General features: G+C 65.3%; 14 protein-coding genes. 6 read left to right on the top strand and 8 right to left on the bottom strand.

What is annotated here, in order from left to right; translation table 11 throughout:
• Window positions 1–125: 125 nt before the first annotated feature.
• Window positions 126–1,538 carry a TolC family outer membrane protein gene (locus AC07Y9_RS20945; protein WP_102680717.1) on the bottom strand — a complete coding sequence of 471 codons (1,413 nt, stop codon included), beginning with the start codon at window positions 1,536–1,538 and terminating at the stop codon, window positions 126–128.
• 357 nt (window positions 1,539–1,895) lie between these two features.
• On the opposite strand from AC07Y9_RS20945, the gene AC07Y9_RS20940 reads away from it, so the two are divergent.
• Genes AC07Y9_RS20940 through AC07Y9_RS20930 form a run of 3 tightly spaced genes read left to right on the top strand, consistent with a single transcriptional unit; the run spans window position 1,896 to window position 5,952 of the window.
• On the top strand, window positions 1,896–2,369 hold the full coding sequence (locus AC07Y9_RS20940) for a (2Fe-2S)-binding protein (protein WP_102680716.1): 474 nt from the start codon (window positions 1,896–1,898) through the stop codon (window positions 2,367–2,369).
• Window positions 2,366–4,660 carry a xanthine dehydrogenase family protein molybdopterin-binding subunit gene (locus AC07Y9_RS20935; RefSeq protein ID WP_102680715.1) on the top strand — a complete coding sequence of 765 codons (2,295 nt, stop codon included), beginning with the start codon at window positions 2,366–2,368 and terminating at the stop codon, window positions 4,658–4,660. Before AC07Y9_RS20940 ends, AC07Y9_RS20935 begins: the two co-directional genes overlap by 4 nt.
• Complete coding sequence (locus AC07Y9_RS20930; RefSeq protein ID WP_102680714.1) at window positions 4,657–5,952, top strand: cytochrome c; 1,296 nt, start codon at window positions 4,657–4,659, stop codon at window positions 5,950–5,952. Before AC07Y9_RS20935 ends, AC07Y9_RS20930 begins: the two co-directional genes overlap by 4 nt.
• 75 nt (window positions 5,953–6,027) lie before the next feature.
• On the opposite strand, the gene AC07Y9_RS20925 is transcribed toward AC07Y9_RS20930, so the two are convergent.
• From AC07Y9_RS20925 to AC07Y9_RS20905, 5 genes are all read right to left on the bottom strand, one after another.
• A complete protein-coding gene (locus AC07Y9_RS20925) occupies window positions 6,028–6,288 on the bottom strand; it encodes a bacteriocin immunity protein (RefSeq protein WP_101338549.1) in 261 nt (86 codons plus the stop codon).
• Between the two features lie 7 nt (window positions 6,289–6,295).
• The gene (locus AC07Y9_RS20920; protein WP_101338550.1) at window positions 6,296–6,550 is read right to left on the bottom strand and encodes a bacteriocin immunity protein; all 255 of its coding nucleotides are present in this window, start codon (window positions 6,548–6,550) and stop codon (window positions 6,296–6,298) included.
• A 230-nt stretch (window positions 6,551–6,780) separates the two neighbouring features.
• Window positions 6,781–8,277, bottom strand: a complete 1,497-nt coding sequence (locus AC07Y9_RS20915) for a methyl-accepting chemotaxis protein (RefSeq protein ID WP_102680713.1) — start codon at window positions 8,275–8,277, stop codon at window positions 6,781–6,783.
• 304 nt (window positions 8,278–8,581) lie between these two features.
• Window positions 8,582–10,708 (bottom strand): TonB-dependent siderophore receptor, encoded by a 2,127-nt coding sequence (locus AC07Y9_RS20910; RefSeq protein ID WP_102680712.1) that lies wholly within the window; start codon window positions 10,706–10,708, stop codon window positions 8,582–8,584.
• Between the two features lie 150 nt (window positions 10,709–10,858).
• Entirely contained in the window at window positions 10,859–11,764 is a 906-nt protein-coding gene (locus tag AC07Y9_RS20905) for a LysR family transcriptional regulator (RefSeq protein WP_102680711.1), read from the bottom strand.
• A gap of 121 nt (window positions 11,765–11,885) precedes the next feature.
• Here AC07Y9_RS20905 and AC07Y9_RS20900 point away from each other — a divergent pair, with 121 nt between their 5' ends.
• Both AC07Y9_RS20900 and AC07Y9_RS20895 read left to right on the top strand, forming a co-directional pair.
• Complete coding sequence (locus tag AC07Y9_RS20900) at window positions 11,886–12,746, top strand: type 1 glutamine amidotransferase domain-containing protein (protein ID WP_102680710.1); 861 nt, start codon at window positions 11,886–11,888, stop codon at window positions 12,744–12,746.
• Between the two features lie 111 nt (window positions 12,747–12,857).
• Window positions 12,858–15,077: a DNA/RNA non-specific endonuclease gene (locus AC07Y9_RS20895; protein ID WP_102680709.1), complete on the top strand. Its 2,220-nt coding sequence runs from the start codon at window positions 12,858–12,860 to the stop codon at window positions 15,075–15,077.
• Between the two features lie 12 nt (window positions 15,078–15,089).
• On the opposite strand, the gene AC07Y9_RS20890 is transcribed toward AC07Y9_RS20895, so the two are convergent.
• A complete protein-coding gene (locus tag AC07Y9_RS20890) occupies window positions 15,090–15,776 on the bottom strand; it encodes a GNAT family N-acetyltransferase (RefSeq protein ID WP_102680708.1) in 687 nt (228 codons plus the stop codon).
• Between the two features lie 185 nt (window positions 15,777–15,961).
• Window positions 15,962–16,573 carry a cell wall hydrolase gene (locus AC07Y9_RS20885; protein WP_053261950.1) on the bottom strand — a complete coding sequence of 204 codons (612 nt, stop codon included), beginning with the start codon at window positions 16,571–16,573 and terminating at the stop codon, window positions 15,962–15,964.
• Between the two features lie 225 nt (window positions 16,574–16,798).
• Between AC07Y9_RS20885 and AC07Y9_RS20880 the strand changes: the two genes are divergently transcribed.
• The gene (locus AC07Y9_RS20880) at window positions 16,799–17,650 is read left to right on the top strand and encodes a CAP domain-containing protein (protein ID WP_053261951.1); all 852 of its coding nucleotides are present in this window, start codon (window positions 16,799–16,801) and stop codon (window positions 17,648–17,650) included.
• Window positions 17,651–17,687 lie beyond the last annotated feature (37 nt).

Genomic DNA, 17,687 nt, shown 5'->3' with positions numbered 1-17,687 from the left:
CATGCATGCCGCGTTACGGCCGTAAAGTCCTAATATTTCAAGATGTTATATCAAACAAGAAACAATTAGTATCAATACGACATCATTGATTGAGATTTATTTCACTCATTTGTATGAGTCACCCGTCAGAGCGCCTTGCGCTCCTGCGGTGGCAGGAAATCCCGATCGGCGTCGTAGTCTTTCGTCAGGTACATCGCCAGGTCGCTCAGGTCCTTCGGGCTCAGGGTTCCCGCCGCCTGCTTGAGCTTGAGGGTGTCGATGATGTAGTCGTAGCGCGCGTTGTTGTACTCACGCACCGCGTTGTACAGCTGACGCTGGGCATTGAGCACATCCGCGGTGTTACGCGAGCCCAGGTCCCGCCCTACCTGGTTGGCCTTGACCGAGGCCTGGCCGGAACGAATCGTCTGCCGCCGGGCAATGACCTGCTCGATATCGGAATTCACCGCGCGGTAGAAATTGCGCGTGTTCTGCACCACTTCACGGCGACGGTCCTCGCGCTCGTCTTCACTCTGGGCCAGCCGCTCGGTCGCCTCGCGTACCTGCGAGCGGGTCATGCCGCCGGAGTACAACGGAATATTCAGCTCCAGGCCGATGCTGCTTTGCGTGACATTGCCCCGATAGCCATCGCGTCCGAAATCAGTGGGGTTGCTGTAGCCGAAGCTGTCGTTTTCACCTTTGCGCCAGGACGCCACCGCATCGACGGTCGGCGCATAACCGGCCTTGCGCTGGCGGTTGGTCTGTTCGGCGGCCAGCACCGCGTAGCTGCTGGCCTGCAACGCCAGGTTCTGGCGCACCGCGCGGCTGACCCATTCGTTGGCATCGTTGGGCACCGGCAGTTCCACCGGCAGCTGATGCTGAATGCCCTCGATCGTCGAATAGTCCTGGCGGGTCAGGCGGGACAAGGCCTCGAAGGCATCGTCGACCTTGCGCTCGGCGAGTTTGCGATTGGCCCCGGCGTTGTCATGGGCGGCCTGGGCGTCGAGCACATCGGTGATGCTCGATGCACCGTTTTCCAGGCGGGCCTGGGCCTGTTGCTGCTGGCGCTTGAGCGCCGCTTCCTCGGCCTTGGAGGCGGCGAGCAGGTCCAGGGCGCGCAAGGTTTCGAAATAGGCCTGGGCCGTGGTCAGCACCAGCCCCTGCTCCTTCGCGCTCAATTCAAGCTCGGCCTGGGCGGTGCTGGCATGGGCGGCTTCCAGTTGAAACCAGCGATCGGCACGAAACAGCGGCTGGTTGAGATTGGCCTGGAATACCCTGGTGCTGCGCGTGCGGGTCAAACCGGGCTCATCGCGCTCCAGGCGCACCGACTCCAGGGTGCTGCCGGCATTGAGTGTGGGGAGCAAACCGGCCCGGGCCTGGGGGACGCTTTCGCGCTGGGCCTGGTACTCGTGGCGCGCCGCGGACAGCTGGGCGTCATGCTCGACGGCCTGGCGGTAAACCTGCAGCAGCTCGGCACGCTGGGCACCGGGATCGGCGAAAGCCGGCATCGTCGCCAGTGCCAGGATGAGCAACGGCGAGAAAAAACGGGGGGAGTGGGTCATAACAATCCATGTCGCATTCGGGTAAAACGGTTCAGCCAGGCTGATCAGGGCGCGCATCCTACGCCGTGACCAAGGCTGTCACAAGCGACAATTATGGCTACTAGCCATCATTTTCTCAGGAATCTGCTCAGATAAAACCGAATTACTCCCTGGCTTAGGCCTACAAAAAACCAGAATCGTCTTATTTATCGACCCACCATAAACCCCGCATGCTTCGCCCCCGCCAATCTGCACAGCACCTGAGCGCCACCTTGTTGTCCAGCCCCTGACAATAAGCCCGTTGCCGGCTCAAACCTGCCCTGACCGCTGTCGCGCATGTCGCGCGCCACGCCACTCACCCACAGGACCCCAGCTGCCATGACTTTTACCCTCAACGGCCGCCACCTTTTATTGGATCAGCTGCCGCCGAACACCCCATTGCTGTATGCCCTGCGCAACGACTTCGGCCTCAATGGCCCCAAGTACGGCTGCGGCCTGGGCCAATGCGGCGCCTGCACGGTGCTGGTGGACGGCATCGCCGCCCGCTCCTGCACCCTGCCGCTGTCCAGCGTGCAAGGCAAACAGGTCACCACCCTGGAAGGCCTGGTGCAGGAAGAGCGCCCGCATCCGGTGCAACAGGCATTCATCGATGAGCAGGCCGCGCAATGCGGCTACTGCAGCAACGGCATGATCATGACCCTGGTGGCGCTGTTCGAGCGCGAACCCGAGGCCGACGAGCAACGAATCAAGAACGAGCTGGCCTACAACCTCTGCCGCTGCGGCGCGCACTTCGAGATCCTGCAAGCGGCGGCACGAGCCCGCCAGCTGCTGGCAGAGCGGGGTCGGCCATGAACGACCTGCCGTTGACCCGTCGCCGCCTGCTCCAGGCCGGCGGCCTGATCATGATCAGCACCCTGCTGCCCAAACCCTTGCTGGCCACGGCCGAGATTCTTAACTCGAGCGCATTGCCAGCGGACCCGACGCCGGACCACGTCGACAGCTTTATCGCCCTGGACGCCGACGGCCACGTCACCGCGTTCTGCGGTCATGTCGATCTCGGCACCGGGGTACGCACCGCGCTGGCACAGATCGTCGCCGACGAACTGGATGTCGACTTCGAGCAAGTGCGGATGATCCTCGGCGACACCGCCAGAACCCCGGACCAGGGCCCGACCATCGCCAGCGCGACCCTGCAGGTCAGCGCCCTGCCCCTGCGCCAGGCCGCCGCCCAGTTGCGCCAGTGGCTGCTGGAAGGCGCGGCGGAAATCCTCGACCAGCCGATTGCCGGGTTGCGGGTCGAGCGCGGACAGATCTACGTCAGCGCTCGCCCTACACGACGCCTGAGCTACGCCGAACTGGCCCGCGGGCAGGACCTGCACCTGCCCCTGGACCCACGCGTCGAACTCAAGGCGGTCGGCGCCGGTCGTTATGTCGGCCAGTCCACCCCGCGCGTGGACATCCCGGCCAAGGTCACCGGCCAGCTGACCTATGTCCACGACCTGCGCCTGGACGGCATGCTCCACGGCCGCGTGGTACGCCCGCCCTACCCCGGTGCCGACGCCAGCGCGCCCTTGGGCCACGCACTGATCGCGGTGGACGCGGCGTCCATCGCGCACTTGCCGGGCATCGTCAAACTGGTGGTGATCGGTGACTTTGTCGGCATCGTCGCCGAGCGTGAGGAGCAGGCCATCGACGCCATGCGCCAGCTCAAGGTCCAGTGGAAACCCTGGGACGCGCTGCCCGACCTGCGGCCGGACATCCTGCATGAAACGCTCCAGGCCCACCCCAAGCAGGACCGCGTGCTGCACGACGATCCCGGCATCGACAGCAGCCTGGGCACGCTCAACAGCCCGCTCAATGTCGACTATGTCTGGCCCTATCACCTGCATGCCTCCATCGGCCCGTCCTGCGCGGTGGCGATGATCGACGCCGAGCGCGCCGAGGTCTGGACCGGTAGCCAGAACCCCCATGACCTGCGCAAGGACATCGCCCTGCTGCTGGGGCGTACACCGCAACAGGTGCAGATCAATCGCATGGAAGCCTCCGGTTGTTACGGACGCAACTGCGCCGACGACGTGGCCGCCGACGCCGCCTTGCTCTCCCAGGCGGTCGGGCGCCCGGTACGGGTGCAACTGATGCGCGAGCAGGAGGCCGGCTGGGAACCCAAGGGCACCGCGCAGCTGATGCAGGTCCGCGGTGGCCTCGACGGCAAACGCGAGGTGGCCGCCTACGAGTTGAAAACCTGCTACCCCTCGAACAACGCCCGCACCCTGGCGCTGTTGCTCACCGGCACCGTCGCCAACCGCCCCGACATCCAGCAGATGGGCGACCGCACGGCGATCCCGCAATACCGCTTCCCACAGATGCGCATCGTCTGCCAGGACGCCGCGCCGATCGTTCGCGCCTCGTGGATGCGCGGGGTCTCCGCGCTGCCCAATGTCTTCGCTCATGAGTCCTGGATCGACGAGCTGGCCTACATCGCCCAGCAGGACCCGATCGCCTTCCGCCTGCGCTACCTGGATGACCCGCGCGCCCTGGCGCTGATCGAGGCGCTGAAAAAACAGGCCGACTGGCAGGACAGCAGCGCCCACCGCCACCCCGCGCCGGCCTCGCAGGAATGGGTCAAGGGCCGGGGTTTTGCCTATGCCCGGTATTTCCACAGCAAGTTCCCCGGCTTCGGCGCCGCCTGGGCCGCGTGGGTCTGCGACCTGAGCGTCAACCGGCGCACCGGGCAGATTCGCCTGAACAAGATCTTCGTCAGCCACGACTGCGGGCGCATGGTCAACCCGGCCGGCGTGCGTCACCAGGTGCACGGCAATATCGTCCAGTCGTGCAGCCGGGTGCTCAAGGAATACGTCAGCTTCGACCGCTCCGGCAGCACCTCCCTGGAATGGGGCGGCTATCCGATCCTGCGCTTCGACGAATTGCCCGAGGTCGATGTGCAACTGCTGGACCGCCCGGAAGAACCGTCCATGGGCGCCGGCGAGTCGGCCTCGGTACCCAGCGCGGCGGCCATCGCCAACGCGATCTTCGACGCAGTCGGCGTGCGCCTGCGGCAAGTGCCCTTTACCCCGGAGCGGGTGTTGCAAGCCTTGCAGCGAGCTCCCGAGACTGACCGCCCTGGCCAGGAGGCCCGCCCATGAGCAAATTCAAGAGCATCGCCGGCTGGAGCCTGACCGCCTTGAGCCTGGTTGCCACCGCAGGCGCCTTTCTCAGCTGGCAGCCAGCTATCGCGCCGCTGGACAATCACGACACCCAGTACTTCAGCCATGAGCAAGTCGCCCGGGGCGAGCAACTGGCGGCCGTGGGCGATTGCGCGGTCTGCCATACCGCGCCGGGCGGGGCACGCAACGCGGGCGGCCTGGCTATGCGCATCCCGTTCGGCACCCTGTACAGCACCAATATCACCCCCGATCCCGAGACGGGGATCGGCAGCTGGTCCTATCCGGCCTTCGAGCGCGCCATGCGCCACGGCATCGACCGCAGCGGGCGCTACCTGTACCCGGCGTTCCCCTACACCGCCTTCACCAAGACCCGCGACGAAGACCTCAAGGCGCTCTACGCCTACCTGATGAGCCAGCCGCCAGTCCGCCACCAGCCACCGCCGACCGACCTGCATTTCCCCTTCAATATCCGCCCAGGCATCCTCGCCTGGAACTGGCTCTACCTCAGGCCCGGCGCCATGGCCGACGATCCCGGGCGCAGCGCCCAGTGGAACCGTGGCGCCTACCTGAGCGAGGGCCTGGGGCATTGCAGCGCCTGCCACTCGCCCCGCGACCCGCTGTTTGGCGAACGCGGCGGCCGGCGCCACCTGAGCGGCGGCGTTGCCGAAGACTGGAGCGCCCATGCCCTGGTCGGCGGCAATGCCCCGCTAGCCTGGACCGAACAGGACCTGCTGGACTTCCTGCGCCACGGCTACAGCCAGCGCCATGGCGTCGCCGCCGGCCCGATGGCGCCGGTGATCCACAAAGGCCTGGCGCAACTGCCGGACACCGACCTGCAGGCCATCGCCCATTACCTGTCCAGCCTGCAGCCGGACAGCGCCCCGCAAGCCAGCGCCACCACCCTGAACCACCAGGCCGAGCAACGCACCGACCCCCTAAGCTCCCCCGGCGCCCGCCTGTTCTCGGGGGCCTGCATGGCCTGCCACGCCCAGGAAAAAGGCCCGACCCTGACCGGCGTGCGCCCTTCCCTGGCCCTCAACAGCAACCTCTACGCCGACAGCCCCGACAACGCGATCCGCGTGATCCTCGAAGGCATCGCCCAACCGGCCAACCCGGCACTGGGCTACATGCCCGCCTTCCGCCACAGCCTCGACGACCAGCAGATCGCCGACCTGCTGCGCTTCCTGCGCCAGGATCTGGCGGGCCAGGCGCCCTGGAAAGACGTGAAACAACGCGTCAGCCAGATACGCGCCAGCCTGCCTCCGGGCTGACCCGTTCCCGGCCATGAAAAAGCCCCGCATGAGCGGGGCTTTTTTTCGTTTCTACTTGGTGCTCAACCAGCTAAGTCATCCCGCCTTGAAGCCCGGCAAACCATGCGCGGCACGCCATGCTTTTACAATTTGCGTGACACCTTCGGGCGAGTTATCTGCACCCTCTTCGGGGTAGTAGATGAGGTCGGAGCCTGCCGGGTGCTGGCTGACTTTCTTGAAGTGCAACAAAAGCACGTCCGCACGAGCGTCTGTTTCATCTTCCTCGTCTGCTCTACGAAGCTCCTCCAAAAGCTTGATGAACTCGGACTCTGTGTAATCAGAGAAGTTGTTTTTCATAAGCACCTTAACCCTTGAAGCCCGGCAAACCATGCGCGGCACGCCATGCTTTCACAACGCGCGTGATGTCTTCAGCGGTTCCCCTTGAACCGTCCTCCGGGTAGTAAATCAAATCGGTGCCGTCTGGATGACCGGTAATCTCGCAGAACTTCTCTAGAAGGTCGTCAAGTACATCGTCGGTTGCGGTCTTGTTAGCGGTGAGCAGTTCTTTCAGATAGCTGACAAATTCGTCTTCGGTAAAGTCAGTGATGTTGTTCTTCATTGATAAACGTCATCCATCTCCGTGAATGTCGATGTGATGTTTCGGTGTAACGACACTCAGGTTGTCGATATCTCAAGTTGGCGAAACGGCTCGCCCTTGGAAACTTGGAGAACTCTGAGATTGACGTTGACCGGTCTGAATGACCTGTAGTCCGGACTCCAGTCAGGGCCTGCGAACCAGCAGCAGTGATGGCGCCCGCTGCCTATCGGCAAACAGGCGTCCCTCCCCCGTTACTTGTGAAACGTCTGCCCCAACGCCTCCAACCGGATCGCGATCGGTGGCAGGCGCTGGCTGCTCAGGGCCAGGTTGCCCATGTCGTCGGCGGTGTTCTGGGCGATGGCCTGGACCGAGTGCAGGCGGCCGACGATGTCGAGGCTGGCGCTGGATTGTTCGCGGGTGGTGCTGACGATGCGGCCGTTGAGTTGGTCGATATGGGAGATGTCGGCACCAACGGCCTGGAACATCGCCGAGGCCTGGCGGCTGTCTTCGACACAGCGCTGGGCGCCTTCGTGGCTGTCGTGCATGGCTTCGGCGGCCTGGCGGCTGCCCTGTTGCAGGGCTTCGATGATGGTCTTGATTTCCTGGGTGGACAGCGCGGTGCGCTGGGCCAGGTTACGCACCTCATCGGCGACCACGGCGAAACCACGGCCGGCTTCGCCTGCGCGGGCGGCCTCGATGGCGGCGTTGAGGGCCAGCAGGTTGGTCTGGGCGGCGATGCTGCCGATCACTTCCAGCACGTTGCCGATCTGCTGCGCCTGCCCCGCCAGGCGTTGCACGGTTTCATTGGTGCCGTTGATGCGTGACGCCAACTGGGTGATTTCCGCCTGGGCACGATCGACGCTCTGCTGGCCGCGGCTGATTTGCGCGCTGGCCTGGCCGGCGCGCTCGACCGCTTGCTCGACATGCACGGCGATGTCGCCCATGGCATCGCCCATGCGCTGCATGGAGCCGGTCATCTGGGTGATTTCCGTCAACTGGTGCTGGGCCCCCTGCTCCAGGGTCTGGCTGGTTTTCGCCAGGTCCTGGCCCAGTTCGCGCAAGCCGTGGGTGTCGCGCACCACGCCATCCACCAGGGCGGTGATCTGCTGCATAAAGTGGTCGAAACGCTGGGCCAGCGACACATGCACCTTGGCGCTTTCGCCCTGATGAACCTCGACGGTCAGCTGGGAGGTGGCGGCGAGCATCTTGTCCAGCATGTCCTGGCTCTCCACCGCGTCGGCATGGCTGTGCAGGGCCAGGTACAGCAGGATCACCGTCTCCACCACCACATAGAAGGCGTGCACCGCCACCATGCCGAAACCGCCGTGATGGGCCATGACGTAGACAGGAAAGCCCTGGTGCTGCAACACATGGAACAGCACGTGATGCAGGGCGATGGTCACCGCTGCCAGCAGGATCGGCAGCCAGTCGCGATAGAAGGTCAGCACCGCCAGCAGCACAAAAATGCCGAAGTGCGCTTCGATCAGGCCCTTGGCCTGGTTGATGTGCAGCGCCGCCATGAGCATGAAGCCGATGGCGATGCAGCAGCGCATCAGGCGCGTGCCGCTGATGGCGCGGTACAGCAGGCTCAGGACCAGGGTGGTGCCACCGCCCACCAGCAGCGCCTGGGTGAAGGTGTCGTGCCAGAACGCCAGGCCCAGCGCATAGGCGAACATCAGCCAGATCAGGCCCATCATGATGCGGTCGGCTTTACGGTAATGCTCGAGAAAACGTGGGGGGAAAGCCATGCACTCTTACTCCATGTACGGGGCGGGAAGAAAAACGGCAGAGGGCAAAACGGGGTGACCGCTTTCGGCGAGCGGTTCAGTCAGCAACGATAGTGGCAAATAGCCCAATTCGCCTTTCAACTATCGACCGGGCCAGGGCTTTCTTGACGCCGGGCCGCGGGGAGTCGGGCCGCGGGTGGGCAAAGCCGGGAGATTGGCGGGAATGCCATGAAGAGTGAAATGTTCGGGGGGAATAAAGGCAGCGGCAAAACGAGTGCCGCCGACGCGCCACCCCGCAGGGCGACGCGCAGCGGTCCGGGGGTTGTCAGAAGGTCACGCTGGCGCTCAGGCGTGCGGTGCGTGGCTCGCCGACGTTGACCTGCAGCTGGCTGCCGGTGGACGACGGGTAGTACTGCTTGTCGAACAGGTTGTCGACGTTGAACTGCAAACTGGTCTGGTAGCCGAACAGCGGCGATTCCCAGCGCACGAAGGCATCGGCCACGGTGTAGCTGCTGAGCCAGAAGTCGTTGGCGTTGTTGGCCGCGCGCTCGCCGACATAACGGGCACCGCCGCCCGCATGCCAGGCACCAAATTCCGCAGGTACGTTCAGGTGATGACTGAGGTACAGGCTGGCGGTGTGCTTGGGCGCGTTGGCCAGGCGGTGGCCTTCATTGCTCGGGTCGTCGAGGATCTCGGTGTGGTTGTAGGCGTAGGTGCCGATCAGGTCCCAACGCTCGGCGATGCGCCCGGTGACATCCAGTTCCACGCCTTGGGAGCCGACCTTGCCGGCGGCTTCCGAGAGGCTCACGCCATTGACCGTGGTGGTGGTCACCACGTTCTTCTTCTCGATGTCGTACAGCGCCAGGTTGATGTTCAGGCCCGGCAGCGGATCGTACTTGGCGCCCACCTCGTAGCTGCGGCCCTCTTCCGGATCGAAGGTGTTGCCGGCGTCGTCGACGTCGGTGTTGGGCTTGAACGAACGGCTGTAGTTGCCGTACAGCGACAGGCTGTCGGTGGCCTTGAACACCAGGCCGAGGAATGGCACGAAGGTGTCGCCGTTGCTGTCGCGGTTGACCTTGTAGCTCTTGCCCAGGCCCTGGTCGCTGTACTGGTCGTAATGCTGCTGGCGACCGCCGAACACCAGGATCCACTGTTCACTTAAATGCCAGTTGTCCTTGAAGTACAGCGAGCTCGAAGTCAGCTGGTTGCGCAGGTTGCTCTGGGCGGCGCTGACCAGGCTCGGCTCGGCCAGATTGCCGTAGACCGGCGCGGTAATGTTGAAACCGCCCTGGACGGTGTTGCGGTAGGTCTTGCCGCGGTACTGGTCGGAGTGCTCGCTGTCGACGCCCACCAGCAGGTCGTGGCGCTGGCCGAACAGCTCCTGCTGGCCGATGAAGTCCCAACTGGCGTAGCGGGTTTCATCGTCGTAGTGGGCACCGTTGGCGGCCCGGCGCAGGGTGTTGCCGGTCAGGCTGTTGGGCTGGGCGATCGACAGGCTGTAGCGGTCGTTGTTCCAGCCGTAGGTGACGCGGGTTTTCCAGGCGTCGCTCAACTGGTACTCGAAGCGCGCGCTGGCCACTTCGCGAATGCCCACGCTTTTCGCCCAGCGTTCGTCCAGGCGCTTGTCGTAGTCGATGTCCGCCGGGTGCCCGTTGGTGAACACGGTGCCGCGGTCGAAGGGGCTGGAGTAGTCGTTGTATTCGTAGTTCAGGGTCAGGCTGGCGCGCTCGCCGGTCCAGGTCAGCGATGGCGCCACCAGGGTGTGCTCGTTGACTCCATAGTTGCGCCAGTAGTCCTCATGGCCGCGCTCGGCGATCAGGCGGTAGGCCAGGCCGGTATCGCCCAGCGGCCCGGTGGTGTCCAGGGCCATGCTGCCGCCGCCTTCGCTGTAGGCCGAGCCGCTGAGGGTAGTGCTCTGGGAATACTGCGGCTGCTTGCTGATGATGTTCACCAGGCCGCCGGGTTCCAGGGCGCCGTAGAGCATCGACGCCGGGCCCTTGAGCACCTCGACCCGCTCGGTGGTGGCGCTGAAGTTCTGCCCCAGGTTGGAACGCACGCCATCGCGCAGGATCGAGCCGTCGTCGTTGGTGCCGAAACCGCGCTTGACCAGCGAGTCCCGGGAGCCGCCCAGGGTGTTGCCCTGGCTGACGCCGCTGACGAACTTCATCGCGTCGCTCAGCGAGTGCACCTGATAGTCGGCCAGGGTCTGCTGGGTCACCACGTTGATCGACTGCGCCTCCTCCTTGATCGGCACATTGCTTTTGCTCGCCGTGCTGGCTTGCGAGGTGGTGTAGCCGGTGTCCTGGCTGAGGCGATCGGCCTGGATATCGGTGGTCGGCAGTTCGACCGCCTCCTGTGCCCACAGCGGGCTGGCGACCAGACAACAGGACAGTGTCGGCAACAGGCGTTTGATCAGGGTTTTACGGCGGGCACGCGGACAGGATGACTTCAAGGTGTGCACTCAAGGGAGGGAAGGACATGAATAGCAATGATTATCATTGTAATCAGCGCCTGATTCTCAGTAAATCCCCTACCCCACGGGAGTTGGCGCTTTTTTAATCCTTCTCCCGAGCAACGGCGGGACTGATGGCCAGCCGGCCTGTCACTGCGCCACAGCCTGGGTCAGGTGATCGATCAGGGCCCGCGCCGCCGCCGACAGCTGGCGGTGCGGTGGGTAGATCACCGAGAAAGGCCGCGAACGACCGTTCGCCTGCGGCAGCAGTTCCACCAGGCGGCCGCTGGCGATCCGCTCGCGGACGATGAATTCGTAGGTCTGGCAAATGCCCATGCCGTGTTCGGCCAGGGACACGATGCCCAGCACATCGTCGGCCACCTGGATATTCGCCTGGGGCGTCCACTCCAGGTCCCGCCCCTGCTCGCGCAGCAGCCAGGCACCGACCCGGCCGCTACTGGGCATGATGAACGGCAGGCAGGCATGGGCCGCCAGGTCCTCCAGGCGCCGTGGCGTGCCGGCGCGGCGCAGGTAGTCGGGGGACGCCACCAGGCACAGCGGCGCGTCCTCCAGCTTGCGCCCGACCAGGCCGCTGTCGGGCAGTGGCCCGAGGCGGATCGCCAGGTCGTAACCCTCGGCCACCAGGTCGACATTGCGGTTGCTGATGCTCAGCTCGATGCGCACCTGCGGGTAGTGCCGGGCAAAGCCGCCGAGCAGCGCCGGCAGCCGGTAATGGCCGTAGGTGGTCGGCACGCTCAGGCGCACCCGCCCATTCAGCTCGCCGTCCTGGCCCTGGATGCTGCGCTCCGCGCCGTCGATCAGCTCGAACGCCGCCCGCGACTGCTCCAGGTACAACAGGCCGGCTTCGGTCAGGCTCAGGCGCCTGGTGGTACGCCGTAGCAACTGCACGCCCAGGCGCGCCTCCAGCCGGGAAATCGCCCGGCTGACCACTGAAGGCGTGGTGCCCAAGGCCACCGCACCGGCGCTCAACGAGCCCTTTTCCACCACGCTGACGAATACCTCGACGTCAGCCAGATAATCGAATCGACGGCTCACCTTTATCTCCAGGGAACAAGTGATTTCCAGTGGCGCGAGTTTATCGCCCACAAAGGCATGAATACAGTGAATCACCCGTCGGCCACCGCCGGCTCCCTGACCTCACACTTTGGAAACCGCCATGCACCCACTCAGCACCCTCGCTCTTGCCATGAGCATCACCGCCGCCACCTTCAACGCCCAGGCCGCAAACGTCCTGGTGGTGCTCTCGGACGCCGACCACCTCGACCTCAAGGACGGCAAGGTGTTTGCCACCGGCTTCTACCTCAACGAACTGATGCAGCCGGTGAAACAGCTGCTCGACGCCGGCCACTCGGTGACCTTCGCCACCCCGCAGGGCAAGGCGCCGACCCTGGACCGCTCGTCCACCGACAAGATGCATTTCAACAACGATGTCGCCGCGCTGCAGGCGCACCAGGCGCTGCTCGACCAGTTGAAAATCACTTCCCCCGGCGAATCGCCGGTGATCAGCCTGGCCCGGGTCGAGCAGATCGGCTACGAGCATTTCGATGCGCTGTATGTGCCCGGCGGCCACGCGCCGATGCAGGACCTGCTGCACAGCCCCGAGCTGGGCCGGCTGCTGAGCAATTTCCATCAGAACAACAAGACCACCGCCCTGGTCTGCCACGGCCCGATCGCCCTGCTGTCGACCCTGCCCCAGGCGCAGGACTTCACCCGGCAACTGGCCAGCGGCGGCAAGGCCAGCGCCCCGGGCTGGATCTACGCCGGCTACCGGTTCACGGTGATCAGCAACCAGGAAGAGGAATTGGCCAAGGGCCTGCTGGGTGGCGGCGCCATGCGCTTCTACCCGCAAACCGCCCTGGAACAGGCCGGCGGCCTGTACCGCAGCAACCGCTCGCCATGGAGCGAGAACGTGGTGATCGACCGCGAGCTGGTGACCGGGCAGAACCCGGGCTCGGCCCAGGGCGTGGCCAAGGTGTTGCTGGAACGCTTGCAGGAGCGCGCCGGCAAAGGCGCGTAAAGGCCGGTGGATCCGACGAGCCGGCATGCCGCCAGCCGTCTGCTAGCGCGCTGGTTGTCTACGCTCAAATGGCTAGCCTGAAAGGAATCCCGTACTCGCCAGGAGCTGCCCATGAGCAAGACGCCAGATGCCGTTGCCACTGCCCGCCGAAGCAACATGGCCAAAGCCCTGCAACGCTGGAACCAGCAGGCCGGAGCACGCAGCGAATCGCAGTCGCGCATCCGCGAACTGGGCCCGGGCGCCGGCGACTCACCGCAGCAATTGGCCAAGTGGATCGCCCGCGAGAACGCCCGTGCCCTGTTGACCCGGGCCGGGTTGGAACGCCGGATCGGCACCTGGGACCCAACCTTCTACGCCCCCAGCGAGGCCGCCCGCCAGGCGGCAAGGCCGGTGGCGCGGTTGGTGAATGCGCCACGCCCGGGCACGGTGGTCGAGGGTTTCGCCACAGGCTTCCTGGTCTCGCCCAGCCTGTTGCTGACCAACCAGCATGTGTTCCCTCGGTATGTGGATGCCGTGGATTGCGCCGCCAACTTTCTCTACGAAAGGCAGGAGCGCGGCATCAACGAAGGCACCTACTTCAACCTGCAGCCGGACCAGTTCTACTTCGCCGACGAGGCGCTGGACTTCTGCCTGGTGGCCATCTCCACGCAGGGCTCACGCGGCGAGGCGTTGTCGGACTACGGCTGCATCCGCCTGATCGAAGCCACCGGCAAGACCCTGCGTGGCCGGCCGATGAACATCATCCAGCACCCCGATGGCGGCCCGCGCCAGTACGCCACCACCCACAACCGGCTGCTGGACATCCTCGACCAGGGCTTCCTGCACTACGAAACCGACACCGCCGAAGGCGCTTCCGGCTCCCCGGTGTTCAGCGACAACTGGGAGCTGATCGCCTTGCACCACTGCGGCATCCCCAGGACCGACGAAGCCGGCAACATCCTCAAGATCGACCACAGCATCTGGAACGCCGAAGGGGACGAGGAAAGCACGGTGGACTGGGTGGCCAACGAGGGCACCCGGGTCAGCAGCATCATTGGCGCGCTCAAGGCCCTGCAACTGAGTGGCAGGCCGGCCGAGCTGCTGGCCCAGCTCATGGAGCTGACCCCCGACCCGCTAGCCGTGCTCAGCACCAACGAAACCCTGCCCGCGGCACCACACCGCCCAGGAGCGCCCGATATGTCGCAGAACATCTTTCATATCTCCGGCCCCACCACCATCAACATCGTCAGCCACGCCGCGGACAGCCCGGCCAGCGTCATGCCCATCCTCAACCTGGCGCCTGCCGAGCCGGTGCCTGCCGCGCCGGCTCCGGCAGCCGCGGCGCTGGAAAAGACCCTGACCTTCGACCTCGACTACGCCGCCCGCAAAGGCTACGACCCGGATTTTCTTGGGGTGCCCGTCCCGCCGCCCGCTATCGAGGGCATGCGGCTGGCCCAGCTCTACCGGGTCGGCGACTACCGCGAACACCTCGCCTCGGCCCGCAACGTACCGCCAGTGCCGCTTGCCGGCCTGGATGACAAGGCGCCGCTGGCCCTGCCCTACCACCACTATTCACTGGTGATGAACAAGGATTACCGCATGCCGATGTGGACCGCCTGCAATGTCGACTACCGGCCCGAGGTCCGTGGCGATACCCGCGCGCGCAAGAAGTACGGTGGCGAAAGCTGGCGCCTCGACCGCCGGGTGCCGAGCCGCTACCAGCTCACCAACGGCGATATCTACGGGCCGGCCGGCAACTTCGATCGTGGCCATATCGTGCGCCGCGAAGACAGCTGCTGGGGGCAGCCGGGGCTCGATACCGAGTACGCCAACGCCGACACCTACCACTGGACCAACTGCACGCCGCAGCACGAGCTGTTCAACCAGGAATCGCCCGACGGTGCCGAATACCGCAATCGCAAAGGGGTCTGGGGTTACTTCGAAAACGAGCTGGCCGAACAGATCGAAACGGGCGGCGGCCAGGCGATCATCTTCGCCGGCCCGGTACTGGACCAGACCTCCTGCGTGGAACAGGACTTCGGCAAGGGCCCGGTGCGCTACCCGACCCGCTTCTGGAAAATCGTCATAGTGCCCAAGGACGAATCGCGCACCCCGGAGCTGCTGGCCTACGGATTCCTGTTCGATCAGAGCGAGGTCATCAAGGAGTTCGGCCTCAACGTCAAGGAAGCCGTCCAGGACCTGGCCAACACCTTCCAGAAGCAGAAGGTGCCGCTCACGGCCATCTGCCTGCTCACGGGGATTTCCCTGACGCCGTCGATCATGGCCGCCGACCAGTACAAGCAGCCTGACCGCCCGGTACCAGGGGTCTGGCGGCTGAAACCTGGCAGGTGAAACCGAGCGGCTTCAGCCCTGCCCCAGGCGCTCGCGGACCAGGGCCTGGGCGTTGCGGGTCATCTGGTCGAGGTGGCGGTCACGCTGTTTTTCGGCATCGAGCATCGCCCGCTTGCCATGCTTTTGCAGCAGGTAGCTGTGAATCTGCCGCACCTCCAGGGATCGATAGATCGGCGCCGTGTCCAACAAGCCCATCAAGCCGTCGGTGGCGTGATCGCGGGTGTTCATCAGCACCTGCGGGCCGCGCACGCCCAGCACCTGGAAGCCCAGCGCTTCGAACCAGGCCACCTTGCCCGCCGCGCAGGTCAGTTCGGCATGGGGGTAGCGCTCGCGCATCCGTGCCAGCAGCGCCCGCGCGATCCCCTGCCGGCGATGGCTGGCACGCACCGCCATATAGGCCACGCCGCACGCCTCGGGATCGTCCTTGACCGGCAGGTACAGCACAAAACCCAGCACCTGCTGCGGGTCGTCCTCGTCAGTGGCCACCAGCAGTTCCACGGCGATGCCCCGGGAGCCGTCCAGGGCCTGCAGATACAGATGCACCTCAAAGCCGATGGCGTACTGGTAGATGTTGTACAGCAGGTTGCTGGGCGGGATCGCTACCGCGCTGATGTCGGTCAGGTAGTCGACCACCATTTGCAGGATCTGGCTGTTGACGGCTTCCGGGCACGGGGTCTGGAAGTGGCTGATGATCGGCATTGCGCGGTGGGCTCCAAAGGTTGCGGCACGCCTGGGACAGCAGGCGTCGGCGGCGGGCCGGCATGATACTCCGCCCGCGAATTTGACGCAGTTCCTGTAGGAGCGAGCTTGCTCGCGATGCGGCGTGTCAGCACGGACGCTATCGCGAGCAAGCTCGCTCCTACAGATGGCCTGGGTAAACCGGGCTAACGGGCGCTGTCGCCTTGCGGCTTGTAGAACAGGAACTTGCCGGTCTCGGCGGTCTTGCGGTATTGCCTGGCCCAATCGGGCCGCACGCGCCGGTCATGGAAATACAGGGCGCCGTGGGTGCGGTCCGCGAGTTGCTGGTTGAGCGCCTTGCGCGCGATTTCCTTGGCCGCGACGTAGGGCTCATCTTCCTTCACCTGATCCGCACGCCCGTCGCACCACCAGGAAAACTGACAGGCACGTTGCTCCGAACCCTGCTTGACCACCGCGCACACCGTATCGGGAAACCCCTCATGGCCGAGCCGGTTGAGCACCACGCTGGCCACGGCCTCCATGTCGGCGGCGGCCCCGCCCTTGGCTTCCCAGTAGATGGAGCGCGCCAGGCAAGTAATGGCGTCGTCCAGCGGCGCGGCGCCCGCCGGGTCCACCGCCTGGGCCTCGGGAGGGGTAATGGTTTCGCTGCGTGGCGCCGGCTGCTGGTCCGCGGCTTTCTGTTCCAGGACCTGGGCCTTGTCCTGCGCCACTTCGGGGTCCGCTGTTTCACCCGCGGCCATTGCCAGCCCCCCGCACAGGAGGATCAGAAAACCGCCGGCAATCGCTGTCGGGCGCATGCTCGTACCTTCGCCAAAAGCCCGATCCGGGCACGGGAAAGCCGCCGCCAGCCTGCCGGCTGGCAGCGACTGGACTTGAGTGTAGTTCGCCGCCGTCTGCCCGTAACCTGCACCGCGCCGGCAACGGCAAGGACGGATAACGGCGCCGGTTTTCGGCAAAAAGACCTTGCGCCGAACGGGGCAAAATCGCGCATCATGGGCGCAATTCGCTCAAGGGAGACCTACATGCGCTGCCTATCCTCCGTTCTGCCGCTGACCCTGTTGTCGCTGAGCATGGCGTTCGCCACCGCCGCCGTGGCAAGCGACGAGACGCAACTGGTGACATCGATCAACAGCTACCGCAGCCAGGTCCAGCGCTGCGCCGGCCAGGTGTCCCAGGAACTGCCGCCGCTGGCCGCCGACCCGCGCCTGGTGCTGCCGGCCAACAGCATCGGCAATCTGCAACAGGCCCTGGCCAGCAGCGCCTACCCGATGGTCAATGTGCAGGCCATCAGCCTGTCCGGACCGCGCAATGCCCAGGCGGCCATGAAGGCGGTGCAGGAAAGTTTCTGCCAGGTGGTGCTGGACCCGCAGTTCGTCGATATCGGTGTCAGCCGCACCGGCCAGGAATGGCGCATCGTCCTCGCCCGGCCACTGCTGACCGCGCGCCTCGGCGACTGGCAGGCAGAAGGCCAGAAGCTTCTGGAAAGCCTCAACAGCGCCCGCGCGCAGCCGCGCCAGTGCGGCAACCAGATCTTCGCCGCCGCCACCCCGCTGGCCTGGAACGCCACCCTGGCCAGCGCGGCCCAGGACCATACCCGGGACATGGCCAATCACAACTTCTTCGATCACAAGGACCGCGACGGTCGCACCCCCGGCGACCGCGCCGAACTGGCGGGCTATGCCGGCCAGCAGATCGGCGAGAACATCGCCGCCGGCCAGGACAGCGTGCGCAAGGTGGTCGATGGCTGGCTGGCCAGCCCCGGCCATTGCGCCAACCTGATGAACCCGCAGTATCGCGAGCTGGGCGCGTCCTATGCGGTCGATCCGAAAAGCGATGCCGGCATCTACTGGACCGCGATGTTCGGCACGCCTTGACGGCCTGACCGACCTTGCCCCAGGGCGCCGTCAGCGG

The organism is Pseudomonas sp. GW456-L12 (assembly GCF_059424045.1).
Note: the sequence above shows the minus strand (reverse complement) of the source record. Positions and strands in the feature narration are given on the sequence as shown.